This is a genomic window from Achromobacter sp. 2789STDY5608621 (assembly GCF_001299375.1).
In the GTDB taxonomy this organism is placed as follows: Bacteria; Pseudomonadota; Gammaproteobacteria; order Burkholderiales; family Burkholderiaceae_B; genus Achromobacter; species Achromobacter insuavis.
In genome coordinates, this window is the sequence record NZ_CYTU01000004.1 from 172,340 (window position 1) to 194,720 (window position 22,381).

Annotated in this window: 21 protein-coding genes, 1 tRNA gene and 1 pseudogene; 4 read left to right on the plus strand and 19 right to left on the minus strand. The window is 65.6% G+C overall.

Annotated features, from left to right (window positions below; translation table 11 throughout):
• The first annotated feature begins 44 nt into the window (after positions 1-44).
• Positions 45-848 carry a BPSS1780 family membrane protein gene (locus AOZ53_RS34940; protein ID WP_054432462.1) on the plus strand — a complete coding sequence of 268 codons (804 nt, stop codon included), beginning with the start codon at positions 45-47 and terminating at the stop codon, positions 846-848.
• Between the two features lie 6 nt (positions 849-854).
• Here AOZ53_RS34940 and AOZ53_RS35220 read toward each other — a convergent pair.
• From AOZ53_RS35220 to AOZ53_RS06700, 10 genes and pseudogenes are all read right to left on the minus strand, one after another.
• Positions 855-1,145, minus strand: a pseudogene (locus AOZ53_RS35220) (DUF192 domain-containing protein); the annotation flags it as partial.
• Positions 1,085-1,828, minus strand: a complete 744-nt coding sequence (locus AOZ53_RS06660) for a type II secretion system F family protein (protein WP_082385547.1) — start codon at positions 1,826-1,828, stop codon at positions 1,085-1,087. The gene AOZ53_RS06660 and the pseudogene AOZ53_RS35220, both read right to left, overlap by 61 nt.
• 12 nt (positions 1,829-1,840) lie before the next feature.
• Positions 1,841-2,686, minus strand: a complete 846-nt coding sequence (locus AOZ53_RS06665; RefSeq protein ID WP_054432495.1) for a type II secretion system F family protein — start codon at positions 2,684-2,686, stop codon at positions 1,841-1,843.
• Positions 2,683-4,338: an ATPase, T2SS/T4P/T4SS family gene (locus AOZ53_RS06670; RefSeq protein WP_054487329.1), complete on the minus strand. Its 1,656-nt coding sequence runs from the start codon at positions 4,336-4,338 to the stop codon at positions 2,683-2,685. The genes AOZ53_RS06665 and AOZ53_RS06670 overlap by 4 nt, the downstream gene beginning before the upstream one ends.
• Positions 4,339-4,342: 4 nt before the next feature.
• The gene (locus AOZ53_RS06675; protein WP_054487331.1) at positions 4,343-5,704 is read right to left on the minus strand and encodes a type II and III secretion system protein family protein; all 1,362 of its coding nucleotides are present in this window, start codon (positions 5,702-5,704) and stop codon (positions 4,343-4,345) included.
• A complete protein-coding gene (cpaB, locus tag AOZ53_RS06680; protein WP_231690580.1) occupies positions 5,701-6,576 on the minus strand; it encodes a Flp pilus assembly protein CpaB in 876 nt (291 codons plus the stop codon). The genes AOZ53_RS06675 and cpaB overlap by 4 nt, the downstream gene beginning before the upstream one ends.
• Positions 6,516-7,199 (minus strand): hypothetical protein, encoded by a 684-nt coding sequence (locus AOZ53_RS06685; RefSeq protein ID WP_231690581.1) that lies wholly within the window; start codon positions 7,197-7,199, stop codon positions 6,516-6,518. The genes cpaB and AOZ53_RS06685 overlap by 61 nt, the downstream gene beginning before the upstream one ends.
• An 86-nt stretch (positions 7,200-7,285) precedes the next feature.
• Positions 7,286-7,888, minus strand: coding sequence for a pilus assembly protein (locus AOZ53_RS06690; RefSeq protein ID WP_156333290.1), 603 nt, complete (start codon positions 7,886-7,888; stop codon positions 7,286-7,288).
• Positions 7,885-9,312, minus strand: coding sequence for a hypothetical protein (locus AOZ53_RS06695; RefSeq protein ID WP_054487337.1), 1,428 nt, complete (start codon positions 9,310-9,312; stop codon positions 7,885-7,887). The genes AOZ53_RS06690 and AOZ53_RS06695 overlap by 4 nt, the downstream gene beginning before the upstream one ends.
• Positions 9,309-9,539 (minus strand): hypothetical protein, encoded by a 231-nt coding sequence (locus AOZ53_RS06700; RefSeq protein WP_054432468.1) that lies wholly within the window; start codon positions 9,537-9,539, stop codon positions 9,309-9,311. The genes AOZ53_RS06695 and AOZ53_RS06700 overlap by 4 nt, the downstream gene beginning before the upstream one ends.
• A gap of 472 nt (positions 9,540-10,011) precedes the next feature.
• Between AOZ53_RS06700 and AOZ53_RS06705 the strand changes: the two genes are divergently transcribed.
• A complete protein-coding gene (locus AOZ53_RS06705) occupies positions 10,012-11,196 on the plus strand; it encodes an acyltransferase family protein (protein WP_054432469.1) in 1,185 nt (394 codons plus the stop codon).
• A 14-nt stretch (positions 11,197-11,210) separates the two neighbouring features.
• On the opposite strand, the gene mdtD is transcribed toward AOZ53_RS06705, so the two are convergent.
• Positions 11,211-12,599, minus strand: coding sequence for a multidrug transporter subunit MdtD (gene mdtD / locus AOZ53_RS06710; RefSeq protein WP_054487339.1), 1,389 nt, complete (start codon positions 12,597-12,599; stop codon positions 11,211-11,213).
• A 121-nt stretch (positions 12,600-12,720) separates the two neighbouring features.
• Between mdtD and AOZ53_RS06715 the strand changes: the two genes are divergently transcribed.
• Entirely contained in the window at positions 12,721-13,641 is a 921-nt protein-coding gene (locus AOZ53_RS06715) for a glycosyltransferase family 9 protein (RefSeq protein WP_054432471.1), read from the plus strand.
• A gap of 124 nt (positions 13,642-13,765) precedes the next feature.
• On the opposite strand, the gene AOZ53_RS06720 is transcribed toward AOZ53_RS06715, so the two are convergent.
• The 5 genes from AOZ53_RS06720 to AOZ53_RS33285 all read right to left on the minus strand — a co-directional run bounded on the left by AOZ53_RS06720 (position 13,766) and on the right by AOZ53_RS33285 (position 17,968).
• Positions 13,766-14,908: a glycosyltransferase family 4 protein gene (locus tag AOZ53_RS06720; protein WP_054432472.1), complete on the minus strand. Its 1,143-nt coding sequence runs from the start codon at positions 14,906-14,908 to the stop codon at positions 13,766-13,768.
• Positions 14,909-15,487: 579 nt separating this feature from the next.
• Positions 15,488-15,778 (minus strand): hypothetical protein, encoded by a 291-nt coding sequence (locus AOZ53_RS06725; protein ID WP_054432473.1) that lies wholly within the window; start codon positions 15,776-15,778, stop codon positions 15,488-15,490.
• Between the two features lie 93 nt (positions 15,779-15,871).
• Positions 15,872-16,426: a class I SAM-dependent methyltransferase gene (locus AOZ53_RS35225; protein ID WP_082385551.1), complete on the minus strand. Its 555-nt coding sequence runs from the start codon at positions 16,424-16,426 to the stop codon at positions 15,872-15,874.
• A 450-nt stretch (positions 16,427-16,876) separates the two neighbouring features.
• Positions 16,877-17,185: a hypothetical protein gene (locus tag AOZ53_RS06730; RefSeq protein ID WP_156333292.1), complete on the minus strand. Its 309-nt coding sequence runs from the start codon at positions 17,183-17,185 to the stop codon at positions 16,877-16,879.
• 321 nt (positions 17,186-17,506) lie between these two features.
• Positions 17,507-17,968 carry a GNAT family N-acetyltransferase gene (locus AOZ53_RS33285; RefSeq protein WP_082380608.1) on the minus strand — a complete coding sequence of 154 codons (462 nt, stop codon included), beginning with the start codon at positions 17,966-17,968 and terminating at the stop codon, positions 17,507-17,509.
• A 95-nt stretch (positions 17,969-18,063) separates the two neighbouring features.
• On the opposite strand from AOZ53_RS33285, the gene AOZ53_RS34100 reads away from it, so the two are divergent.
• Positions 18,064-18,378: a phage tail protein gene (locus tag AOZ53_RS34100; protein ID WP_156333294.1), complete on the plus strand. Its 315-nt coding sequence runs from the start codon at positions 18,064-18,066 to the stop codon at positions 18,376-18,378.
• Here the strand turns inward: AOZ53_RS34100 and AOZ53_RS34945 are convergent.
• The 3 genes from AOZ53_RS34945 to rpoD all read right to left on the minus strand — a co-directional run bounded on the left by AOZ53_RS34945 (position 18,362) and on the right by rpoD (position 22,045).
• Positions 18,362-19,015 carry a tyrosine-type recombinase/integrase gene (locus tag AOZ53_RS34945; RefSeq protein ID WP_306670182.1) on the minus strand — a complete coding sequence of 218 codons (654 nt, stop codon included), beginning with the start codon at positions 19,013-19,015 and terminating at the stop codon, positions 18,362-18,364. The genes AOZ53_RS34100 and AOZ53_RS34945 overlap by 17 nt on opposite strands.
• 676 nt (positions 19,016-19,691) lie before the next feature.
• Positions 19,692-19,770 (minus strand) — tRNA-Ile (locus tag AOZ53_RS06740).
• 7 nt (positions 19,771-19,777) lie between these two features.
• Entirely contained in the window at positions 19,778-22,045 is a 2,268-nt protein-coding gene (gene rpoD / locus AOZ53_RS06745) for an RNA polymerase sigma factor RpoD (protein ID WP_054434301.1), read from the minus strand.
• Positions 22,046-22,381: the final 336 nt, after the last annotated feature.

Below are 22,381 nucleotides of genomic sequence, written 5' to 3' on the forward strand. Positions count from 1 at the left end.
GGGGTAGCACGTCCCTTATTGAGAGATCACTCCCCAAGAGAGCCATGCAAGCAGCATTCCTACCCGCGTCTTCCGGCTGGCAATGGGTCCGAGACGGCTTCCGTCTGTTCCGCAAGCAACCCCTGGCCATGTACACCTGGGCGCTGGTCAACAGTCTCCTGGTCATTTTCGCCTTCGCCGCACAGATCGTCGGCCCGATCCTGTTCATCGCGCTGATGCCGTCGATCACGTTGATGAGCCTGGCGGCCTGCAAGCATGTCGAGGCGGACCGGGTCATGCTGCCCTCCATGTGGGCCAAGCCACTCAAGCAGCCTGGGGTGTTCCGCAAACTGTTCCTGATGGGCCTGTTGTACGCGGCCGTCAGCCTGGCGGCCGGGCTCGCCACCTTCCTGCCGTTCTCGGCCGCGTTCAACGAAGGCATGCGCATCGCGTCCATCGAGAACAGCATGGAACCCATCCTGATGGCCTTGCGCGCGCCGCTCATCATTTTCACGATTCTCTATATCGTGATCGCGGCGCTGTTCTGGTATGCGCCGGTGCTGGTCGCCTGGCATGGCTTGCGGCTGACGCAGGCGCTGTTCTTTTCCGGCATCGCCTGCTGGCGCAACAAGTGGGCGTTCCTGGTCTACGCCGCCACCTGGGTCCTGATCGCCCTGTTCCTGGACCTGTGCTCCGGGCTGCTGGTCGCTCTCGGCCTGTCGCCGCAATTGGCCAGCACGCTGCAGATCCCGTTCACGATCGCCGCGGCAGGCGTGTTCTATTGCAGCTTCTATCCGTCGTATACCTCCGTGTTCGGCATCAACAGCCCCAGCCCGAACCTCGACAACGGCCACGGCGCCCAGGCATAACGCCACCCGGCAGGGCGCCAGCGCCCTGCACACCTTCACCACCCGCCGGTCGCGCGCCACGAACACCACGTCGATGGCATGGCGCATGCCAAAGGTATGCACCGCCCGGCAAGGTGCCAGCAACAGGCCCGAACGCGGTCCCGGCGGCCGGCGTCCCAGCAATCCGCGCATCCGGCCCGGCCAGCTCCGGACCCGCAGCAGCCGCAATCGCGCCCGCGGCAAAGGCAGGCGGGCGCTCACCAGCCCCCCTGCAGCAATCGCACGGCAATCGGAAACGCCAGCACGATGAAAGTGCATGGGAAGATGCAGCCGATCAACGGCAACAGCATCTTCACCGGCGCCTGCAACGCCAGCCGTTCGGCGCGCCACGCGCGTTCGCTGCGGCATAGCCTGCCCTGCTCCCGCAATACCGGCCCCAGGCTGATACCCAGGGCGTCCGCCTGGGCCAGGGCCGCGGTCCACTGACGCACCAGAGGACTGCCGCAACGATCCGCCAGGGCCTGCAGGGCGGCGGCCCTGGACAGGCCGGCCCGCATGTCCGCCAGCGCCTCGCCCAGAACGTCGCGCAACGGTCCGGGAGGGCCATTCGTGGCGGCCATTCGCAGGGCGCCATGCGTGCTCAGGCCAGCCTCGACGCACAAGGTCATCAGATCGAGGACGAACGGCAAGCCCTGTTCGATCCGCCGCCGACGTTTCCGTATCCGGCCTCGCAGCCATATTCCCGGCAAAGCGCCCGCCATCAGCGCGCCGACGACGCCCCACGCGACGTAGCCAGCGGCCCCTGAATCCGTCGGCGATGGCCCGGTCAACATGCCGCTGCCTCGCAACAACGACACGGCCAGGCCCGCGAGTGCGGTGCCCGCCATCGCGGCCAACAGACTCAGTATCACGATGCCCTCGCCGAGCATGGTCGCGGGCAACCCCGCCCTGGCGGCCGTCGCCGCAAGACGCATGCGCCAGGCTTGCGGATACAGCCCCATCGCCGTCCTCCCTCAGAAATCGATCCGGACGATGCGCCGGATCAGCAGGATGCCGGCGATTTCCAGCGTTGCCAGCAACGCCAGCACCATCCAGCCTTGCCTCGTATGCCACAGCAACGCCATGCCGTCCGGCTCCAGGCGGCTCAGCACCGCCAACAGCAACACCGGCAGCCCGCCAACGATCCAGGCCTGCATGCGGCCCTGCGAGGTCAGGGCCTGCACCTTCGCCTGCCACTGCAGCCGCGCCCGCACCGCCCGCGCGATGCCGTCGAGCGCCTCGGCCAGACCGCCGCCCGATTGCGCGGCGACACGCATCGCCACCACCACGAGCGTGGTCGAGTCGGCCGCCATCCGCGTGTTCAGATGCTCCAGCGCCTCGTCCCAGGGCACCCCCAGCCGCTGCTCGCGCAGCACCAGTTCAAATTCCTGCGCCAGCGGCGAATCGCCCTGCGCCACCACCTGCCGCAGCGCGGGCGTCAGGGCGATGCCCGCGCGCAGGGCTGACGCCAGCATCAGCAAGGCCATCGGCAGCTGGCGCTCGAAGCGCCGGATGCGCCGTCGCCGCCAGGCGTTCATCAGCACGCGTGGCGTCCGCAGGGCCAAGGCGACCGCCAGTACCGCGCCAGCGGCGCTGGATGTGGCGATAAAGGCCAACGCCGCCGCGAGGACCGACAGCGCCATCGGCCCCGCCCACAGCCATGCCGGATCGACAAACAGGAACAACTCTCCGAGGCGCCCCTCCGCCTCGTGCGTGTAATGCTCGCGGTAGCGCCGCAGCGCGGGCGCGAGCCAGCTTTGCGCGCCCCAGGCCAATGCCGTGACGCACACCGTGGCGGCAAGCGCGGCGAGCCAGATCACGCCGGCCTCGCCGCACAACCGGCGCCCGCGGCCACGTGATCAACGGCGAACCAGGACACATCCAGGCCCTGGCCCGCCTCCTGCCATGCCTGCGCGAAGCTGGGCACGACGCCGCACCCGGCGAATCCGCCATGGCGCTCATGCCGGAACAGCTCCTGCAGCTGGATGCGCCCGCTCTCCATGCCGGTGACTTCCGCGACGGACACCACCACGCGCCGCCCGTCGGACAATCGCGCCTGCTGCACGATGATGTCGATACTGGCCGCGATGTGCTCGCGCACGACGGCCAGCGGCAGGTCCAGCCCCGCCATCAGCACCATCGACTCCAGGCGCGCCAGCGCATCCCTGGCGGAGTTGGCATGCAACGTGGTCAATGAACCTTCGTGCCCGGTATTCATGGCCGTCAACATGTCGAAGGCCTCGGCGCCGCGGCATTCCCCCACCACGATCCGGTCCGGCCGCATGCGCAGCGCATTGCGCACCAATTCGCGGATATCGATCCGCCCGCGCCCCTCCTGGTTGGACGGCCTGGCCTCGAGCGACACCAGATGCTCGTGGCTCAACCGTAGTTCCGCCGCATCCTCGATGGTGACGATGCGCTCGCCTTCCGGGATTTCGTTGGACAGGACGTTCAGCAACGTGGTCTTGCCCGTCCCCGTGCCGCCCGAGATCACCAGGTTCTTGCGCAGGCGCACGCATCGGGTCAGGAACCGCGCCATGGCATCGCTGAGCACGCCCGTCGCCAATAGATCCGGCATCCCGGGCCGGCGCGTCGGAAATTTGCGGATGGTCAGGCTCGCGCCTTTCAACGCGATCGGGGGAATGATGGCGTGCACCCGGGAACCGTCGGGCAGCCGCGCGTCCACCATGGGCGAGCTTTCATCGATGCGGCGTCCCAGCGGGGTGACGATGCGCTCGATGACCCGGCGCACCGACTGTTCACCGGTGAAGGCGCCGGCATGGCGCCACAGCCGGCCGTCGCGCTCGACGTAGATTTCGTCATGCCGGTTGACCATGATCTCGCTGACGTCCGCCGCCGCCAGCAACGGTTCCAACGGCCCCAGCCCGACCGCTTCGTCCAGCACCTCGCGGCACAGGGCCTCCCGGTCGACGGCCAGCGGTAAGCCAGCATCGTCGGCCACGATCAGCGACAACAGGCGCGCGGCCTCGGCGCGCAGCATCGCGTCGCTCATGCCCGCCACGTCGCGCCGGCGCAGGTCCAGCGCGCCCAGCAGCGCGGCATGCAGCCGGCGACGCCATTGCAGGGAGGGCAACGACGAGACAGGCTGCGGGGTCGCCGCCACCTCCTGCACGGGAAACGACGGTGGCGCGGCCGGCAGCGCCGCGTTGCTCCCGCCGTCCCGCCGCGCGGGCGCCACCTTCAGGCGGCAGGGACCGATCAGGATCTCGTCATCCGGCCCCACCGGCACATGGCGCGCCACCCGCAAGCCGTTGACAAAGGTGCCGCCAAGCGCGCCGAGGTCCTCGAGCACGATCGCCGACGCCTCGCGCCGCAGCCGCGCATGCTGGCGGCCCACGCGCCAATTGGCGATACGCAGGTCGCAATGGACGCCGCGGCCGATCAACACCGGCATCGCAGCCACAATGGTCCGCACGGCGGCATCTTCAAGGGTCATCTGGATTTCAAGCATGGCGCTACTCCTGGTTGGCCGGCGCCGACGCCGACCTGTCGTTGTCCCATTGCGAACCCGCCCCGGCGCGGGTGCTCCAACCCGCGTCCATGAGTGGTGAGGTTCCCAACCGGGACGGTTGCGGAAAGGCGACATCGACCACGGCGCGCGCGCGCCGCACCCGATCCGCCATCGCGGACTCGTTACGCGACACGATCCGCGGGGTCACGAAGATGGCCAGCTCGGTCTCACGCAGCTGGTAGCGCCGCGACGAGAACAGCGCGCCGAGAATGGGGATGTCTTTCAAGCCGGGAATGCCGCTGGCATCGTCGGCGCGCTCGCGCGACAGGAAGCCGCCGATGACCAGCGTGTCACCGGAGCGCACGTTGAATTCGGTGGATGCCCGGCGCGTGCGCAGCGCCGGCCCGCCGGCCGCTGTCAGCGCCATGTCGACGGAACTGGCCTCGACCTCGATCAGCGAGCGGATGACGCCGTTGCGATCGATGCGCGGCGTGATCCGCAGCGATACGCCGTAGGGCTTGAACAGCGTCGTGGGATTGCCGCGCGAATCGGTCGAGACATAGGGCACTTCTCCGCCAGCCAGGAACGTCGCGCTGGCGCCGCTGCGGGCCAGCAATTGCGGCTGCGCCAGCATGACGGCCTCGCCGCTCTGGGCCAGCGCCGCAATGCGGGCGGACAACAGGGCATTGACGCCGAAATAGCCGGCGGCGGACGACAGCGCCCCCGGCGCATCGACCCCCTGTTCACCCGGCCGCGCGATGCGGCCAAGCGACCCGGCATCCCATGCCAGCGCCGCATTGAGGCCGCCCTGCGTCATGCCATCCCACCGCACCCCGATCTCGCGCAACCTCGACGAGGGGATTTCCACCACCTGCACATCCAGCAGCACCATGCTGTCCCAGCCCACCTGGCCCGTGAAATCGACGACCTCGGGATAACGTTGCGCCAGCGCGGCGATCCGGTCGCGGTCGTCATCGGACAGGTCATCGCCCTCGATCACGATGCGTCCGCCCACCGCCGAACTGCGCGCCCCGGGAATGCGCGCCAGCAAGGATTCGATTTCCGCCCGCAACCGCGGGGCGCCCGCCGGCGCCACTTCGACCGAGTAGGTCCTGACGCCGCCGTCGGCCCACACCTGCACCGACGACATGCCTTCGGCGCGCGCGAAGACCACGACCTCGCGGCCCTCGGTGGCGACGGCGCTGAGCACCTCGCCGTTGCCGATGGCCACCTGCGTCACGCCCGGCGCCGCCAACACGCGGCTCTCTCCGACCTGCATGTCGAGCGTCTGCCCCGCGGACCATGCGGGTAACGCGGCTGCCCCCAGGCACATTGCGGACCACGCCGCGATCATTCCGATGTTCATGGAAACTCCGATTCAGGATCCGTCGGGGGCAGACTCGATGCCTGCGCCTGATCACCCAGCCGGTCGCCGTACAGGATGACCACCCGCGGCGCGGGCCGGGACTGGCGATCGCCATTCAGCAACGACATCAATTCAGCGGGCGCCAGGGCAGCGCTATCCGAGACGTCTGCAGCATCACGCAACACGGCGGTCAACGCGCCTGCCCGCCTGGCCATGAGATAGCTGGTGATCTGATCCACCGATGCCGCCAATGTGATCGGAAGGAGCCCATCGGCCGCGGTCAGCACCCGCACGCCTCGCAACACGGGCACAACAGCTTCCTGGCCATGACGCGGCAGCGTCAGATAGACATCAATGGCATCTCCCACCCGCAACGCCGCGGCCAGGCTCCCAAGGTCGGCGGCCGGCACCACGAAGGCGCGCTGTCCCGCCTCGAGCCGCGACGCCAACGACGGCTTGGCCATGGGATCAGCGGCCGCGAGGCAGGCATTGAGCACCAGTTCGCCGCCAGGCAGCGCCGCCGCCAGTCGCATGCCCAACACACTGTCGACGGCCCCCGGCTCGAGACTGCTCGCCGGCGCCCATTGCGCGGGCATGTCGCGCACCGCCAAATGTCGGTCTTCCAGCACCGTACCGGCCGCCAGGTCGTGAGCGGCGACCAGACGGCTGACCAGCGGCACACGCCCCTCGGCTTCCAGGGTCTCGACACGCTGCCGCACATGCTCACGCACCGCCCATGCGGACAACAGGCCGGCCGCCAGAGCCAGCAGGAAGACGGCAATCTGCCGTGGGCCGGGGACGAGCCTGCGCGTCATGGCGTCCACCGCCGGATCCACAGGCCACTGCCGGCATCGAGCGGCGTCAACATCCATTGCAGGCGCTCGTCGCGCCGCCGCCATGATTGCCAGGCCACGGCCCGATCACTGTCGAGATCCCGCCAACCCGCGCGCAGCAATCCTTGCCGCAACAACGGCGCCAACCGCGACGGCGCAAGAAGATGCCACCAGATCGACTCGGCCACGGTCCCGCTTGCCTGCTCGACCGCGAAGTCCAGCATCAGCCGCGCATCGGCCGGCAACCAGGCGGACATGTCAGTAACAGCTTTGGCCGCTGGCGTGATCGACGACACGCTGCCGACGCTACGACCGCCCCCGGGGCTGGCCATGCGCGCCACCCACAAGGCATCGCCAACCCAACCGGACAGGATCGCCTGCCCCGGCAATATCAGGAGATCGCTGAACGCGGACTGCTGGCGCGACAGAACCCGGATCAGTTCCGGCACATCGACGGGCGCATCGAACATCAATGCCTGCATCGCGGCGCCATTCAGCCACATGCGATCCGCCAAGGGTTCGACCCGAGAGCCGGGAGGAAACCGCAAACCGGCCGGAGATACCGGGCTCGACGATGCGCGGGAGGCCTGCGTGGCGGCTCCAGCCAAGGCCGCCGGCCAGGCCAGCGCCACCCACACGGTCAATGCCGAAGCGGCCAGCACGCGCGATGCAGAGCCCCGCTGCGCCGCGCGCGGCTGTCCGTGGACTGAGGGGCTCTGCCGCAGCCCGCCGAAGAATGACCGCGCATTCATCGCGTCGCCCTCCCGTTTCGCGCCAATCCTTGCTCTGGCGCCACGTCGGCCCATGAAGACAACCAGTCCTGAGAAAGCGCCGGCCGACTCCAGGGTCTATCCGCAACCATCACCTGACCACTGATCTCGCGCGCCAGCGACAAGGAACGTTGCGCCGTTTGCGCCCAGGAAATCGCCGCCGCCCCGATACGGCGGCTCACATCCTCATCGCCATCCGCGTTACCGGCGCCGGCCGCGACGCGGGTGCGCCGCTCGATACGCAATGCCCCCCAAGGTCCGGCGCCCGCCACCTCGGCATGCGCCGTGACCGACACCTGACGGACATCGGCGCCCAGCCACTCCGCCAGCCGGGGCGCCAGGCGAGAGTCCTCCGCATCGACGGACGACCGAGCCAACACCAGCGCGCCAGATCGTGCGGGGATGCCCCCACCCGCAGCAGCGACCATCGCGGCCGAGCGGCTGGCCACGCCGGCCGCCTGCGCGATGAACAGCAACTGGCCCAGCCACGCCACAGCCATGCAGGACAAGATCAACAAGGGCAACAGCACCAACGCCTCGACAAGCGCCTGGCCGCGTTGCCATGCACGGAGGATGCTCATGGCGCCTCCCGGGCCCACAGGGCTTCCTCTGGCCTTACCGCGGCCAGCCGGGCCTGCCAGTACGGACGAAACAACGTCGGCAGTTCCTCGCGACCGTCGGCACGCGGCTCGGGCCGCGCGTAGTAGGTCTCGGCAGCACTGGTGACCACCAACGGCCCGCCCAGACCCGCTTCCCCGCCGCGAGGCCCGCGTACAGACGCGGCAGCGCCCGCAGCCACCGTATCGCCAAGCCCATCGTGCGCCACGCTGACCGCCAAGGCGAATCGCAGCGGATCGGCGCCATGCACGCTCGCCACGTCGTAGTAGCCGGGCAAGCCCAAGCCGGGCCAAGGCTGCACCTGCGCCATGGCGTAGGAATTGGCCAGAGGATTGCCCGTGCCGTCACGGACATCCCAGGCGGTGGACCGCCGCACCCACTGCCAGAAGTCCTGGGAAGTGAAATCACCAGGGGGATTCTCGACATATTCCAGGCCATCCGGGCCTGCGGATCCCGGCCCCGACACCACGCCCCAACCCATCGCATATTCCCGGTAGTAGCATCCCGCCCAACGGTTGAAGCGCTGGGAATGGAACGACTGCGTATCCAGCGCCCCCCAACGCCCGTCCGCGCCGAGCCAGGTCGCGCCACGGCGACGCAGTCGATGCCGCGCGAGCGGACACTGCGCATTGACGGTCGTGAGATTGGCGCGCGTCCCATCACGGTTGCCGAGAAAGCCGTAGCGCCCGGCGGCCCGCTCGACGGCCAGGCGCAGGGCGCTACCGGGCAACGCCGCACGGTGCAGGAGGAATTCCGGCCAACCATCGCTCAGCAGACGGATCGTCGGCGCGTTGGCCGCCGCGGCCGCTGAATCTGTCCGCCCCGACGCGCCGGTGGCCGGATAGTTTGCCCGCAGCACTGCCCGCATGAGACGCTCACGCGCGGCCGGCACCCCCGCCACCGCGGAATCCGCACCCGCCTCGAGCACCTCATGCACGATACGATCATGTTCCGCGTAGGCGCGCATCAACTCGACCTGTGCTCCGGGCTCGGTGCGCGCCGCGCCATAGGCCAGCGCGACGTCACGGCCAAACAGCGAGGACAGCAAGCGCGCGGGCGGATTGTTGCGTCGGCGCTGGCCGGCGAGTGTGCGCTCGAACGACAACGACGCCCCCAGCGTGACCAGATGCGCCATCGCGATCTGATGGGCGATCTGCGTGCGATTCGCATAAGCCAGGAAATTCAACTGACGGGCCTGCTCCAGCGCACCGCTGTAGGCCGCGGCATCCGCCGCGTGGATCAGCCGCGCCCGCGCCTCGACCGTGCGCCCCAGCGCGTACAGCATGGCCAGCGCCGCCGAGACCGTGGCCGCCAGCATCATGCCCAGCACCAGCGCCTGGCCGCGTTGGGTGATGCGCGGCCGGGCGCGCGTTACCGGGCCCGTCATTGATCGGCCGCCGCGTTGCCGGTAAAGGACTTGAGCGAACGCGCCTTGGTCTGGCCCGCTGCCTTCTGCACCGCCAGTCTCGCGGCGTTCGACTGGGCGCTGCCATCCTCGCCCGCCAGCTCGCGCGCCATGGCCGCCGTCTGCGACCGCACCACCTGGCCAAGGGCCTGGTAGACGGCGATCGCCGCAACCGCCACCAGCGCCACGACCACGATGTATTCCGTCATGCCTTGTCCGGCTTGACGCTTCAGATATCCCAACACTGCCGATCTCCGCTCGCGATGAAATGAGGGATCCAGTGTCAGCGCACGGGAAAAACGCCACAATTCGCAGATGCCGAGCTGGATGAATTCATCCCAAGGCCTTGACGATGCGCCTGGCAGCGGTCATCGCCGCGCCGCCCCCAGCGGGAGCGGCACGCTGGAAAATGTTGTAACCCCCTAATTTCTATCGGGTTTTCCCTATTGCCGACCCTCTGGGGCGGCAGTAGATTGGACTTGCCGGGCTGTCTGACACCCATCGCGTGCGAAGCCGGGCAGGAGCGCCCCAGACTCATCTCGAGCTGGGGCGCTCTTCCATTTGCGGGCCGCGGCGGGCCGGATGGATTTCGCCCCTGGCATTACAAAATCTATACACAGTCGCCCAATCCCCTAACAGGGCGCTGGCTAGCATGGCGTCTTTCCATACCCGGACTGACCGATGCCTGCTTTCGCCCCACCACCCAGGGCCGCGCGCCCCGTGCAGGGCGCCCACCGCAACCCCGCCATCGATGCCCTGCGCGGCATCTCGATCCTGTGTGTCGTGCTGCTGCACGTGCAGATCCACATTCCGCAGGAGCAAAGCCTGCTGGGCAAGGTGCTGCCCGCCGCCCTCTTCAATATCGTCTATCGCAGCGGCTACTACGGCGTCATCATCTTCTTCGTGATCTCGGGCTTTCTCATCACCCGCGCGGCCATCGAGCGCTGGGGCAGCCTAGAGGCCGTGCCCTGGGGCCAGTTCCTGCGCCGCCGTTTCGCCCGCATCTATCCCTGCCTGCTGTTGCTGCTGGCGATCCTGGCCACGCTGCACGCGATCGAGATGCCCGGCTTCGTCCTCGAGAACACCAGCCTGGCGCACGCCACCATCAGCGCGCTGACGCTGCATCTGAACTGGCTGGAAGCCCAGGTCGGTTATCTGCCGGCGGCCTGGAACGTGCTGTGGTCGCTGTCCATCGAGGAAGCCTTCTACCTGGCATTCCCCCTGATCTGCCTGTTGTCGCTGGCAGCCGGCCAGCGCGCGCTGCTCCTGGCCCTGCTGCTGTTCGTCGCGCTCGGGCCGTTCGCCCGCGTCGCTTTCACCCGCAACGAGATCTGGGCCGACCACGCCTACCTGGCCGGCATGGACGGCATCGCCATCGGTTGTCTGGCCGCGCTGTATGCCGCGCTGTATGCCGCGCGGCCCGCCTGCGGCCAGGCAGGCCGCAAGCTGCTGCTGGTCGGCGCCGCGCTGTTCGTGCTGGTGTTCTTCCTGCGCAAGGCCACCAGCATGCTGGGGCTGACCGCGCTGGGACTGAACGTGACGGTGCTGGAAATCGGCGTGGCCTGCCTGCTGATCGGCTGGAGCCGCCACCCTCGCCCGGCCCGCCCCAACCCGCTGCTCGCCGCGTTGCGATGGGCCGGCCACAACAGCTACGAGATCTACCTGACGCACATGTTCCCGGTCCTGCTGCTGGCCGCCGCGTCCTGCCGCAATTCCGGCGGCGTCGTCTCGACCTGGTGGCGCGCCGGCGCGCTGACCGCCGCCAGCGTGCTGGCGATCCTGCTGTCGGCCATGCTGGGCGGACTGGTGGCGCGTTATTACTCGACGCCCCTGCGCCGTTGGCTGATAGGAGCCGGGGCGCGATGAACGGCCTGGCCGCGCTAGCCAACCGCGCGCCGGCCGGCGCCGTTCAAGCTCTCGGCGTCCAGGCGCCGGAACACCAGCGCCGACAGCAGTGTGATGGCGCCCACGCACAGGAACGTCAGCATGAACGCGCGCCCCAGCATGGCATTGTCCGCGCCCGAGAACACGCCGACCAGCCCGCCGCCGATGGTCACCCCCAACCCGATGGCCAGCATCTGCACCATCGAGAACAAGCTATTGCCGCTGCCCGCATCGCGCGTGCTCAGGCCTTTGAGGGTGACGCTGTTCATGGCCGCGAACTGCATGGAATTGGCCGCGCCGAACAGCGCCAGCTGCGCGATCTGCAGCGGCAATGGCCAATCATGCGAGATCGCGGCGAATGACATGATGGCGGCGCCCACCAGCACGGTGTTGGCCAGCAGGAAGGTGTCGTAGCCGAAGCGCCGCACCAGCGGCGCGATCCAGGGTTTCGAGATGGTGCCCGCGATGGCGGCCGGCAGCATCATCAGGCCGGACTGCAACGGCGTATAGCCCAGCTGCAACTGCAACAGCAGCGGCAGCAGGAAAGGCACCGCGCTGCTGCCGACCCGGCACACCAGGTTGCCGACCAGCCCGACGCTGAAATTGGGCTCGCGGAACAGGCGCAGCTGAAACAGCGGGTTGTCGCGCCGCCGGGCATGCGCCACATACAGCAGCACGGTCAGCGCGCTCAACGCGAACAGCGCCGACGACCAGGCCATGCGGCCCTCGCTGGCGGGCAGGTCCAGCGCCAGGGAAAAGGACACCATGCACAACGACAGCAGCCCGCAACCGAGCACGTCGAACGGCGCCACATCGGCCAGCGCATCCTCGGGCAGGTAGCGGCGCACCGCAATCAATCCCAACAGGCCGATCGGCACGTTGATCATGAAGATCCAGTGCCAACTGGCCACCTGCACCAACAGTCCGCCCAGCGTCGGCCCGAAGATCGGCCCGACCTGCCCCGCGATCGAGACGAACGCCAGGGCCGAGATGTACTGGTCGCCCGGCACCCGCCGCAGCACCGCCAGGCGTCCGATCGGCAGCAGCATCGAGCCGCCCACGCCCTGCACCACGCGCGCGATCGTCAATTGCGTCAGGGTCTGCGCCAGCCCGCAGAACACGGAGCCGACCGCGAACACCAGGATCGCGGCTAGGTAGACGCGGCGCGTGCCATACCGGTCCGCCAGCCAGCCCGACGCGGGCGTCAGCATCGCCATCGTCAACGTATAGGCCACCACCACGGGCTTGAGGGCCAGCACGTCTTCGCCCAGGCTGCGCGCCATCGCGGGCAAGGCGGTATTGACGATGGTGGTGTCCAGCGTCTGCATGAAGAAACAGGCGGCAACGACCCAGAGCAGGGCTCGCTGAGAAGGTGGCGTAGGCATGCCGAAATCGTACTCCCGGCCAGCCCACGCGCCGCTGACAGGCCTGCCAGCACGCGGCCTCCGAAAACCGGAGAAACAATCGGTTATTCTCCGCTGCAAAAGCTACGAGGATGAATCGAACGTGAGCACCGCTCATTCCTTCCAGACCGGCAAAGTGGCGCTGGTCCTCTCCAACCGTCTTGGCGACTCGCTGTACCAGATGACGCTCGCCAACAATCTGCGCAAGGCCGGCCGCGACATCACCGTGTACGGCGTGCATGGCTACGCCCTGCGCGAATGGTTTCCCGATTTCGACATCCAGCCCCTGCCGGCGGACACGGCCAGCCTGGCGGGATACGACACCATCGTGCAGATGGATCCGGACAGCCCCTTCGACGGCCTCACCCGCGTCTGCCCACGTTTCCTGAGCACCAAGGAGTGGGGCCAGATCCACGCGGCGCCACGCAGGCACGCTTCGCCCAACGGCATCCTGGACGAATTCCGCCGTTTCTCGGTCGACGCCTTCGGCCTGACCGAATGGAGCAACGACAACGGCCTGCGGGCCCCTGCCCGCTTCAAAGCCCGCCGCCATGACAAGCGCGTGATCCTGCATCCGACCTCGAGCGAAGCCGAGCGCTGCTGGACGCCCGGCAAATACGTGATCGTCGCCCGCCGCCTGCGCGCCATGGGCTACGAGCCGGTCTTCGTGCTGGCGCCCGCTGAACGCGCCCACTGGCTGCCGCTGCTGGAACAGGCCCATGTCGGCCTGGTCGAGGCGCCATCCATCGATGGCGTCGCCGCCGAGGTCTACGAGTCCGGCTGGTTCATCGGCACCGACTCCGGCATCGGCCACCTGGCCTCCTGCTGCGGCCTGTCGACGGTCACCATCGTCGACCGCCCCCGCAACATGCCCCGCTGGCGCCCGGCCTGGGCCGACAACGTGGTGGTCCAGCCCTGGTGGCTGCCGCTGCGCTCGCTGCGCCGCAAATACTGGCGCGAAGCCACCACGGTCGCGGCGGTCATGCGCTGCTTCAGCCGCATGGTGCGGCGACGCGATCGCTGACCGGAATATCCCCGGACTGGAAACGACGCGGGCCGGCTACCGACCTATCGGCAACCGGCCCGTCCACAGGAAACGGCGGTGGCGGCCGGGGCCGCCCTCCCGACGCGCGTGATCGCGCGCAATATCAGGCCATCGCTTCCACGTTCCCGGCCGAGCGCGCATCCTCCATCGCTGCCTGGTACGCGCTGAGCGTCTCCGCCATTTTCTGGGACAGCATCAAGTGCCGGTCGGCGAACATGCGAGCCCGCTCGGCGATCCTGGCAGCCTGCTCGGGATGCGACCAGATCCAGGCCAGGTGATCGGCGAAACTCGCGACATCCTGCGCCGGCGCCAGCCAGCCGGTGTCGCCCGGCTGCACGATCTCGGGCAGCCCGCCGACCGCGCTGGCCACCACCGGGCAACGCGACGCGTAGGCTTCCGGCACAACGCGCGACCAAGCCTCGTTGATCGACGGCACCAGCACCGCATCGGCGGCGTGGATGATGTTCGAGATATCTTCCCGGTGCCCGGCAAAGGTCACGTAGTCGCCAATCCCCAGTTCCGCGACCAGGTCATGCAGCTTCTGGCCATAGGCGGCCGTCGCGCGCGTTGGCATGCCGACCACCAGCGCGTGCGCGGGCACGCCACGCTGGCGCAGCACCTGCACCACGCGCAACAGATCCTCCTGCCGCTTGTCGGGCCGCAGCATACCGATGGTGGCCACCACGAACGCGGCCGGATCCAGCCTCAGCTCCTGCCGCATGGCATGGCGTATCGCCTGCTTGTCCACGTCGGCGAAGAATCCGTGGTCGGCCCACTCGCCCACCACGCTGATACGCTTCTGCCCGGCAAAACCCGCCGTGACGATATCCTGGGCGCCGCCCTGGCTGGTGGTGATGACGCGATGGCAACCCAGGCGCCACTCCAGCCGCCGCCGCCACGACGTGCGCAGGGGCCTGGAGAAGTGCCAGGTCCGCACCAGCGAACACAGATCGCGGCAAAGCGCGCTGGCTTTCGCGTCAGGCGTGCCGTGCGCGTCAATGACCTGGATGCGCAGATCCTTCACGAGTTGCCGCAGCGTGAGCACGCCCGACCACGAGTAGGGGGAACTGAAATCCATGCCGATCGTGGCCAACCCCCAACTACGCGCCAGCTTCAGGGTGTCGCTCCCGGGCGGTGCGGCAATTGCCACGGAATGGCCTTGTTTCTGGAGCCATCGCGACTGATCCAGGACGCGAAACTCCAATCCGCCCAGATTGAGGCCAGAAAGCGTGTGCAGAATTTGCATGGGAATCAGGTACTGAGAAGCACAAACCGGCCCGCCAGGCAGGCGACAACGACATGCATGGGAAGCCGGATCCGAGTCATATCGGGAGCGGCGCGCAGCGGCAGGAGCGGCGAGGAAACAAAAATGGGCAGCATCGCAGGGGCGGCGGCTTAATAGATGGGTTCTAATTGTTTGCCGGACGAGGCTGTTGCATCGTCGAAACCGACTGAAACGCCATTTTTGTGAATTTTAGCTACGAGTCAGAAATATAGGCGTGCGGTACGACCAGAGTTGGAGAAATCTTTTAACCATTGTTAATTTCTTTACTATTTATGTAACTAAATAAGTCAAGCCAATGACGCCAGCCCACCCCCCATCGAAACGGCACTCGCGCCAGCGCCTCGAAGGCGCTTCAGAAGCCGCTTTCATGTCACGGACAAACAACGGGCGCGCCGACGCCTGACCGACCGACAGGACGCCGACGCGCGCGAACGACCGCCCACCGTCGGATGGTGCGAAATGAAGAAAGGGAAATGGGCGGCTCGGATGCGCGCGCCGGAAGCGCCGGATCAGATCATCCGGCGGAACAGCAAACCTGGCTCAGAAAATGCAGGCCTTGCGCGAACACTCGATCAAGAAGTATCCCACCATGACCGCCGGATAGAGCACGACCAGCGCGGTCACCAGCACCCACCAGCGTCGCTGCCGCCGGATGACGAGCACGACGCAGACGAGCCAGACCAGCACGGCGGTCCAATACGCCGGGAAATACGGTCCCAGCCCCACCGTCAGCCAGTCAACCCGCATCAGCAACAGCACAACTGCCGCGAGAATCACGAAGATGAGGATCGTCAGGCGATTGCCGGGCTTGATGGAGGGGGAGCCGGTCATGGATGTCGTTTTCCGGGAAACAGGGATCCGCAGTAAGGGAGATGGGCCTCCCCAGCCCCGATCGCGATCGGCGCTTGAGGAGCACATTCTGCATCATTGCCGATGGAAGCGGAATGAACGACGCCCGCCACGCAAACGACACGCAAAACAAAGCGGGCCTCGGATTGCTCCGAGACCCGCGAGAGTTTCTTTGGCAGCCCCCCCGAGAGTCGAGCTCGGCATTTCGAGATTCTTGTAGATAACAGTGGTGGCCAATCGCTCCTGAGGGTCTAAATGGAAGCCAGATGCAGAATGGCTAAAGGGCTGCCTTTCAATCATGAAAAAATGGGGGAAAGCAACGAACATCTGCTCATACTGAAATTTATAAGTGAAGACATCTTTTCGGTGTATATATTGCTGCTTTGTGGGCAAGTCGGGAACGAAGTCTGTGATTCCTATGAACCCGCCATTTTTTAGGCATCGATCTGCCTCTGTTACCACACGACTTAGCAAGTCTCTATCCACAAGATAGAGGCAGAATCCAAAGAGTATGAAGCCACGGGAGTTGTCATCGAATTCCAGATTGCCAGCGGTCCCTACGCGGAGTGTCAGATCTGGATATAGCTTGGAACCCCGAGAGATCGCTTCTACTGACGGGTCGATACCAATTCAGACACACGCAGTGGCCATGCGTAGAGCTTCTAATTTTCTACCGTTGGAACTTCCAATTTCAAGAACTGAAGTTCCAGCTGTAATATATTTTGCGTACAGAGCATTCGGCACACTTAACTCTGCCCCCCTCTTCCATGGGAGCATATGCGTCTTCGTTACGGATGAAATACCCCCCCTCTTGGCCGTCTGTAAATACCGATTTCTGTATAGATCTCATTTCTGGCACTCCCATTTATTCGTTAATTTCGTCAATTCCAACTGTGTTGGCCCTCTTTGGATGCGTCTCTGTCAATGGCGTGGACTCGCCCCCGCGGAATAAGAAAATCCGGCCCGAGAACGGATCCCCAGCCAACGCCATCTGCACCTAAGCCGCCAGGGTATCGAAGCCACACCACATGTCGGTCACCCCTGCTGCGGCCCACACGCGCGTGTTAATCGACGGCCCCATCAACGCGTCAGCCATCGCAGCGCCGCCTCCAGCGCCTGCCGATCGGGGGAACCTTCGATCTTCAGCTCCCCGTGTTTCAGCTGGAGAGCCAGCGTGCCTGAAGGCCTCGTCATGATGGCCACCCCAGCCGCGGGGACTTTCGACACCTCCACGGCCGGCCGGATCGGAGCAAGTGGCGAGGCGGTAACAGAGGCCACTTCCGACTCCACCACGCGCACCGCCAATAGCGTCGGGCCGACCTCACCCTGCACCCGCAGTGTTCCTTCACGGTGCTGCTTGATCCAGGCGAATACCTGATTGGCGTTCACGCCCGCTTAGCGGGCCACCTGCGCTCCGATATCCCGGATTGCCCCGCCCAATCGACCAGACCGAGCTTGAATACGCCAGAATGCAGGCGACTGCGCCGCAATGCGCCGGGCTTTTGATCGGCTGTGCCCAAAAAATTCTATTTGTGGGCTCAAATTTAAGATGCCCAACACAATCGCGATCTTCGCCCTTCGGACCTCCAGCGTCTACACGGTCAGGGCCGGACGATTGGACGATTACCTTTAGGGTGCGGCGATGCCCCCTTAACTATCCAATCCAGGGCATTCATCGGTTGCGGTAACGTCTCGGCTGGGATGCGGTGTTTATAAAATTTTCGGGAGGCGTGATGATGGGCGAAAAAAGTGCAGGACACCATCAACTTCCCGCATTAGCTGCATGTTTGCGGCCAAAGCCACTTTGATAGATGACTCATTACCGGCTTTTACTTCTGCTCTTAGGGATAAGGTCTCGGATACTTGATCTGCTACAAGTCGCACCATTTTTTTTGCAATTCCACGTCCGCGAGCGGAAGGCGCCACAGTCCAAGACAGTTCTGCGTTTCCGCTTAACTCTTCATCAACTCTCACAGTCCCGACCGGCACACCGTTAATTTCAGCAATTAGCAACTGGCGAACAGGATTGGCCAAGGTGGCAGTAAGCCATGCGATGTGGGACTCGAGCAATATTTGATCAGAATTGCGGCTACTAAAACGAGTGGCAGGGTCGTTTCGCCACTCATAAAGCATCGTTGCATCTCCAATTGTTGCGTTACGTACAGTTAGCATGGCAGCCACCTCCAGCGGAAACACTTAATAATGCCGATTTATATGATAAGGATGCTTTAAAAAATTGTCTACACGATATGGGATAGGCCTTACGCATGAACTTCTCCCTTGCAGTGCAAATTTCATTTTTTAGGAGAGCAGTATTTCAAACCAATGATGATGGTTTGTTCCTGTACGAGTCCATGGCGAACGAGCTGGCGTTGACGCCTGGCGCATTCAACTTCCCCTATGGCCCATACAAGGATATGCCCCCCCGGCCCGGTCGGGAAATGGCCGCAGCGCTTAGGCAATGCCTGGGCCCTGGTCGACGACTACCGCACCACGCCGCTTTGGTGGTGGAAACGGGCATGCCGTATTCGGTTGGCAGCGAGCATCCAGGGGCGGATGGTCCGGTCAGCTACCCGGGGTAGGGGCCGCTTCTTCCCGTGCGCGGCGCAGTTGGTCTTGCTGCCGCCTGCCCAGCGGGCTGCGCGCCAGCTTTTGGGCCAGCTCGCGGCCATGTGGATGGAAGTAGCGCAGGAGCATGCGGGTATCGACATTGCCGTTTACCTTGGCCTGCTCATGAATTTCAAACACCGTGGCAATCTGTGACGTGCCCTCGTGGCGTAGATCATGGAAGCGCAGATCACGGAAGTACGCGGCACTGGGGCGGCGACCGTAGTGCCAGCACATACCTTCGTAGCGCTGGCGAGCACGACGACGAGCGCGAATGAAGGCCCGCGTAACAGAGCCTGGCTGCATCGTGAATATCCGGCCACGCATAGGCTTTCCCGTGACCCAACGGCGTAGCGCTTCACGGGCAAGCGGCGTCAACGGGACATCCCGCGCGCGGCCGTTCTTGGTATGTGGCAAATGCACCACGCCATGCATTAGGTCCAGGTTCTCCCGCTGAATGCCTACGACCTCGGATCGGCGCCTGCCGGTTTCCTTGGCGACGGTGAGGACGGTGGGAAGCTCGGCCGACCTGGTCGCCCGGATGATCCATTCAAGCTCACCCCGTGGGCATTCGTCGCCGGATATGCCCCGCAGGGTAATCGGTCGAACAATCTGCGGTCGCGTGCGTCATCGACCGCCGGCCGGCGGACGAGCTGGACCGGGTTGGCCAACTGCTCAAACCCCAATCTTTCCGAATGACCGTGAAAACATGGGAGAGGAACGCAATACGGCGTGCAACCGTGGCCGGCGCTCGGTCTTTGAGCCATTCGTCACGCAGCTCCTTCAGGTCCGAGCTGCGTATCCAGTCGACGGGGCGAATGGCCAGCCTGGTCGCACGCTAGATGCGCGCAATCGACTGTTCGGCCGCCCGCCCCTTTTTTGTCGCAGACACCTCGACCAGGTAGCGGTCCAGTGCCTCGGCAAGGATCGGTGCAGGTTTACGGCGGGGCTGGCGGCGGGTCCCGCGTTTCATGGCTCGGAGGGAGGAGCGTTAAGACCGGGCAGTATCCCCTATTTACGGCCTTGCCGCAGACCCGCCCCGAGGCGACGGGCAGGTAGGCCGCCCTATTGCCCGATTCCGCATCCTGGCCGTTCTCGCACGCTCCAGCAGTATCAAATGACGCGCCGATCCGTCTCAAACGACGCGCCGCGCTACACGATTGCGATCGTCGCTTGAGAAGCATTCTGCATCATTGCCGCTGGGAGCGGAATGAACGACACGCGCCACGCAAACGACGCGCAAAACAAAGCGGGCCTCGGATTGCTCCGAGACCCGCTTGAGTTTCTTTGGTAGGCCCCCCGAGAGTCGAACTCGGCACCAACGGATTATGAGTCCGCTGCTCTAACCAGGCATGAGCTAGAGGCCCAGGAAACTTACTGCCCTTCCAGGAAGCTCTTCAGCTTGTCGGCCCGGCTCGGGTGACGCAGCTTGCGCAGCGCTTTAGCCTCTATTTGGCGGATGCGCTCACGCGTGACGTCGAATTGCTTGCCCACTTCTTCCAGCGTCTGGTCGGTGCTCATTTCGATACCGAAACGCATGCGCAGAACCTTGGCTTCCCGCGGGGTCAGGGAGTCTAGCACTTCCTTGACCACGTCGCGCATGGAACCATGCAGCGCGGCGTCCGAAGGCGCCAGGGTCGAGGTGTCCTCGATGAAATCGCCCAGGTGCGAGTCGTCGTCGTCACCGATCGGCGTTTCCATGGAGATCGGCTCCTTGGCGATCTTCAGGATCTTGCGGATCTTGTCCTCGGGCATGTCCATCTTCTGCGCCAGGGTCGCGGGATCCGGCTCGGCGCCGGTTTCCTGCAGGATCTGGCGGCTGATCCGGTTCATCTTGTTGATCGTTTCGATCATGTGAACCGGGATACGGATGGTGCGCGCCTGGTCGGCGATGGAGCGGGTGATGGCCTGACGGATCCACCACGTCGCGTAGGTCGAGAACTTGTAGCCGCGACGGTACTCGAACTTGTCCACGGCCTTCATCAGGCCGATGTTGCCTTCCTGGATCAGGTCCAGGAACTGCAGGCCGCGGTTCGTGTACTTCTTGGCGATCGAGATCACCAGGCGCAGGTTGGCCTCGGTCATTTCGCGCTTGGCCTTGCGAGCCTTGGCTTCGCCGGTGGCCATGCGCTTGTTGACGTCCTTCAGGTCCTTGAGCGGCAGCACCACGCGGGTCTGCAGGTCGATCAGCTTCTGCTGCAGTTCCTGCACGGCGGGGATCTGGCGCTCCAGCGTTTCGGCGTACGGATGGCCGGCGGCCACTTCGTCGACGACCCACTGCAGGTTGGTTTCGTTGCCCGGGAACACCTTGATGAAATGCGTGCGCGGCATGCCGGCACGGTCCACACACGTGTGCAGGACGGCGCGCTCGAGCTGGCGCACTTCTTCCACCTGGTTGCGCAGCGTGTCGGCCAGCTTCTCGACCATCTTGGCGGTGAAGCGGATGCCCATCAGTTCGTTCTGGATCGACTCCTGCGCGCGCACGTAGACGTCCGACTTGTAGCCGTCCTTCTCGTACGACAGGCGCATCTTGTCGAACTGCTTGCCGACCTCGTCGAACTTTGCCAGCGCCTTGATGCGCAGGTCTTCCAGCTGCTTGCTGGACATGCCGCCGGCGGGGCCGTCGTCGCTTTCGTCTTCGTCGGCGGTGACGCCGGCGCCGGCGTATTCCTCGCCGTCTTCCGGATCGACCAGGCCGTCGACCACTTCGTCGATCTGCGCCTGGCCTTCACGCACGCGCAGGACGTGGGCGAGGATTTCGTTGATGGTGGTCGGGCAGGCCGAGATGGCCATGACCATGTGCTTCAGGCCATCTTCGATGCGCTTGGCGATCTCGATTTCGCCTTCGCGCGTCAGCAGCTCCACCGAGCCCATTTCGCGCATGTACATACGCACGGGGTCGGTGGTGCGGCCGAAGTCGGAGTCCACGGTGGTCAGCGCGGCTTCGGCTTCGTCTTCGACGTCGTCGTCGTTGGACGCGACCGGCGCGTTTTCGCTCATCAGCAGCGTTTCGGCGTCGGGGGCCTGGTCGTAGACCGCGATGCCCATGTCGCTGAAGGTGCTGATGATGCCGTCGATGGCTTCGGCGTCGACCAGGTCATCAGGCAGATGGTCGTTGATTTCGCCGTAGGTCAGATAGCCGCGGTCCTTGCCCAGCTTGATCAGCTGCTTGAGGCGGTTGCGGCGGGCTTCGTATTCTTCGGCCGAGACGGGACCGCGGGCGATCAGATCCTTGGGATCAGCCTTGCCGCGCTTGCCGCCGCGCTTGGGCGGCTTCAGGTCCGGCAGGACTTCGCCTTCGCCGTCCATGGTGTCGTCGAAACCGTCGGAATCATTGTTGGCGTTCTTGGCCGGGCGACCGGGGCGGCGGCCGCTGGGGACCGGACGCGCGCTGCCGACCAGGTCGGCGAGCTTGTCCTCGGCCTTCTTGGCACGAGCCTTGGTCACCTTCTCGGGCTTGTCTGCCGCCGCCGTCTTGGCAGCCGCCTTCTTGGCGGCCGTCTTCGCGGCAGGCTTGGCGACCTTCACCGCCGTCTTGGCGGGCGCTTTTTCCGCTGCCATGCTGACCACGCGCTTGGCCTTCGTGGCCAGGGCGTCGGTCGCATCAATTGCAGAGGAGGATTTGCCGGTGGATTTGGTCATAGTCGCTTCCGTGGTCGTCGCAACCCGTTCGGGCATGTTGCACCGCATGACGCCGCTGCCAGGCAAAGGCCTTTCGCGGCATCCCTACGGGTAAATCAGGTGAATCGGCGGAAGCCCCGCGGCTGCGTTGTTCGCAGCACCGGCTCTTGCGAGCCCGCCTGGCGTCGTTGCGGTCCGTGACCGGCTGGGCGCCTGGCGTGCATGGCTTCATCCCGCGATGGACTTCGGGCGTCGAGGGGGGGCTGTCTGCCTATAAATAGGCGTTGCTTGCCTGTCGGGCCTTGCCCTTGGCAGCTGGATAGACACAGCACCCAAACCTCAAACGCGGCGCGAAGA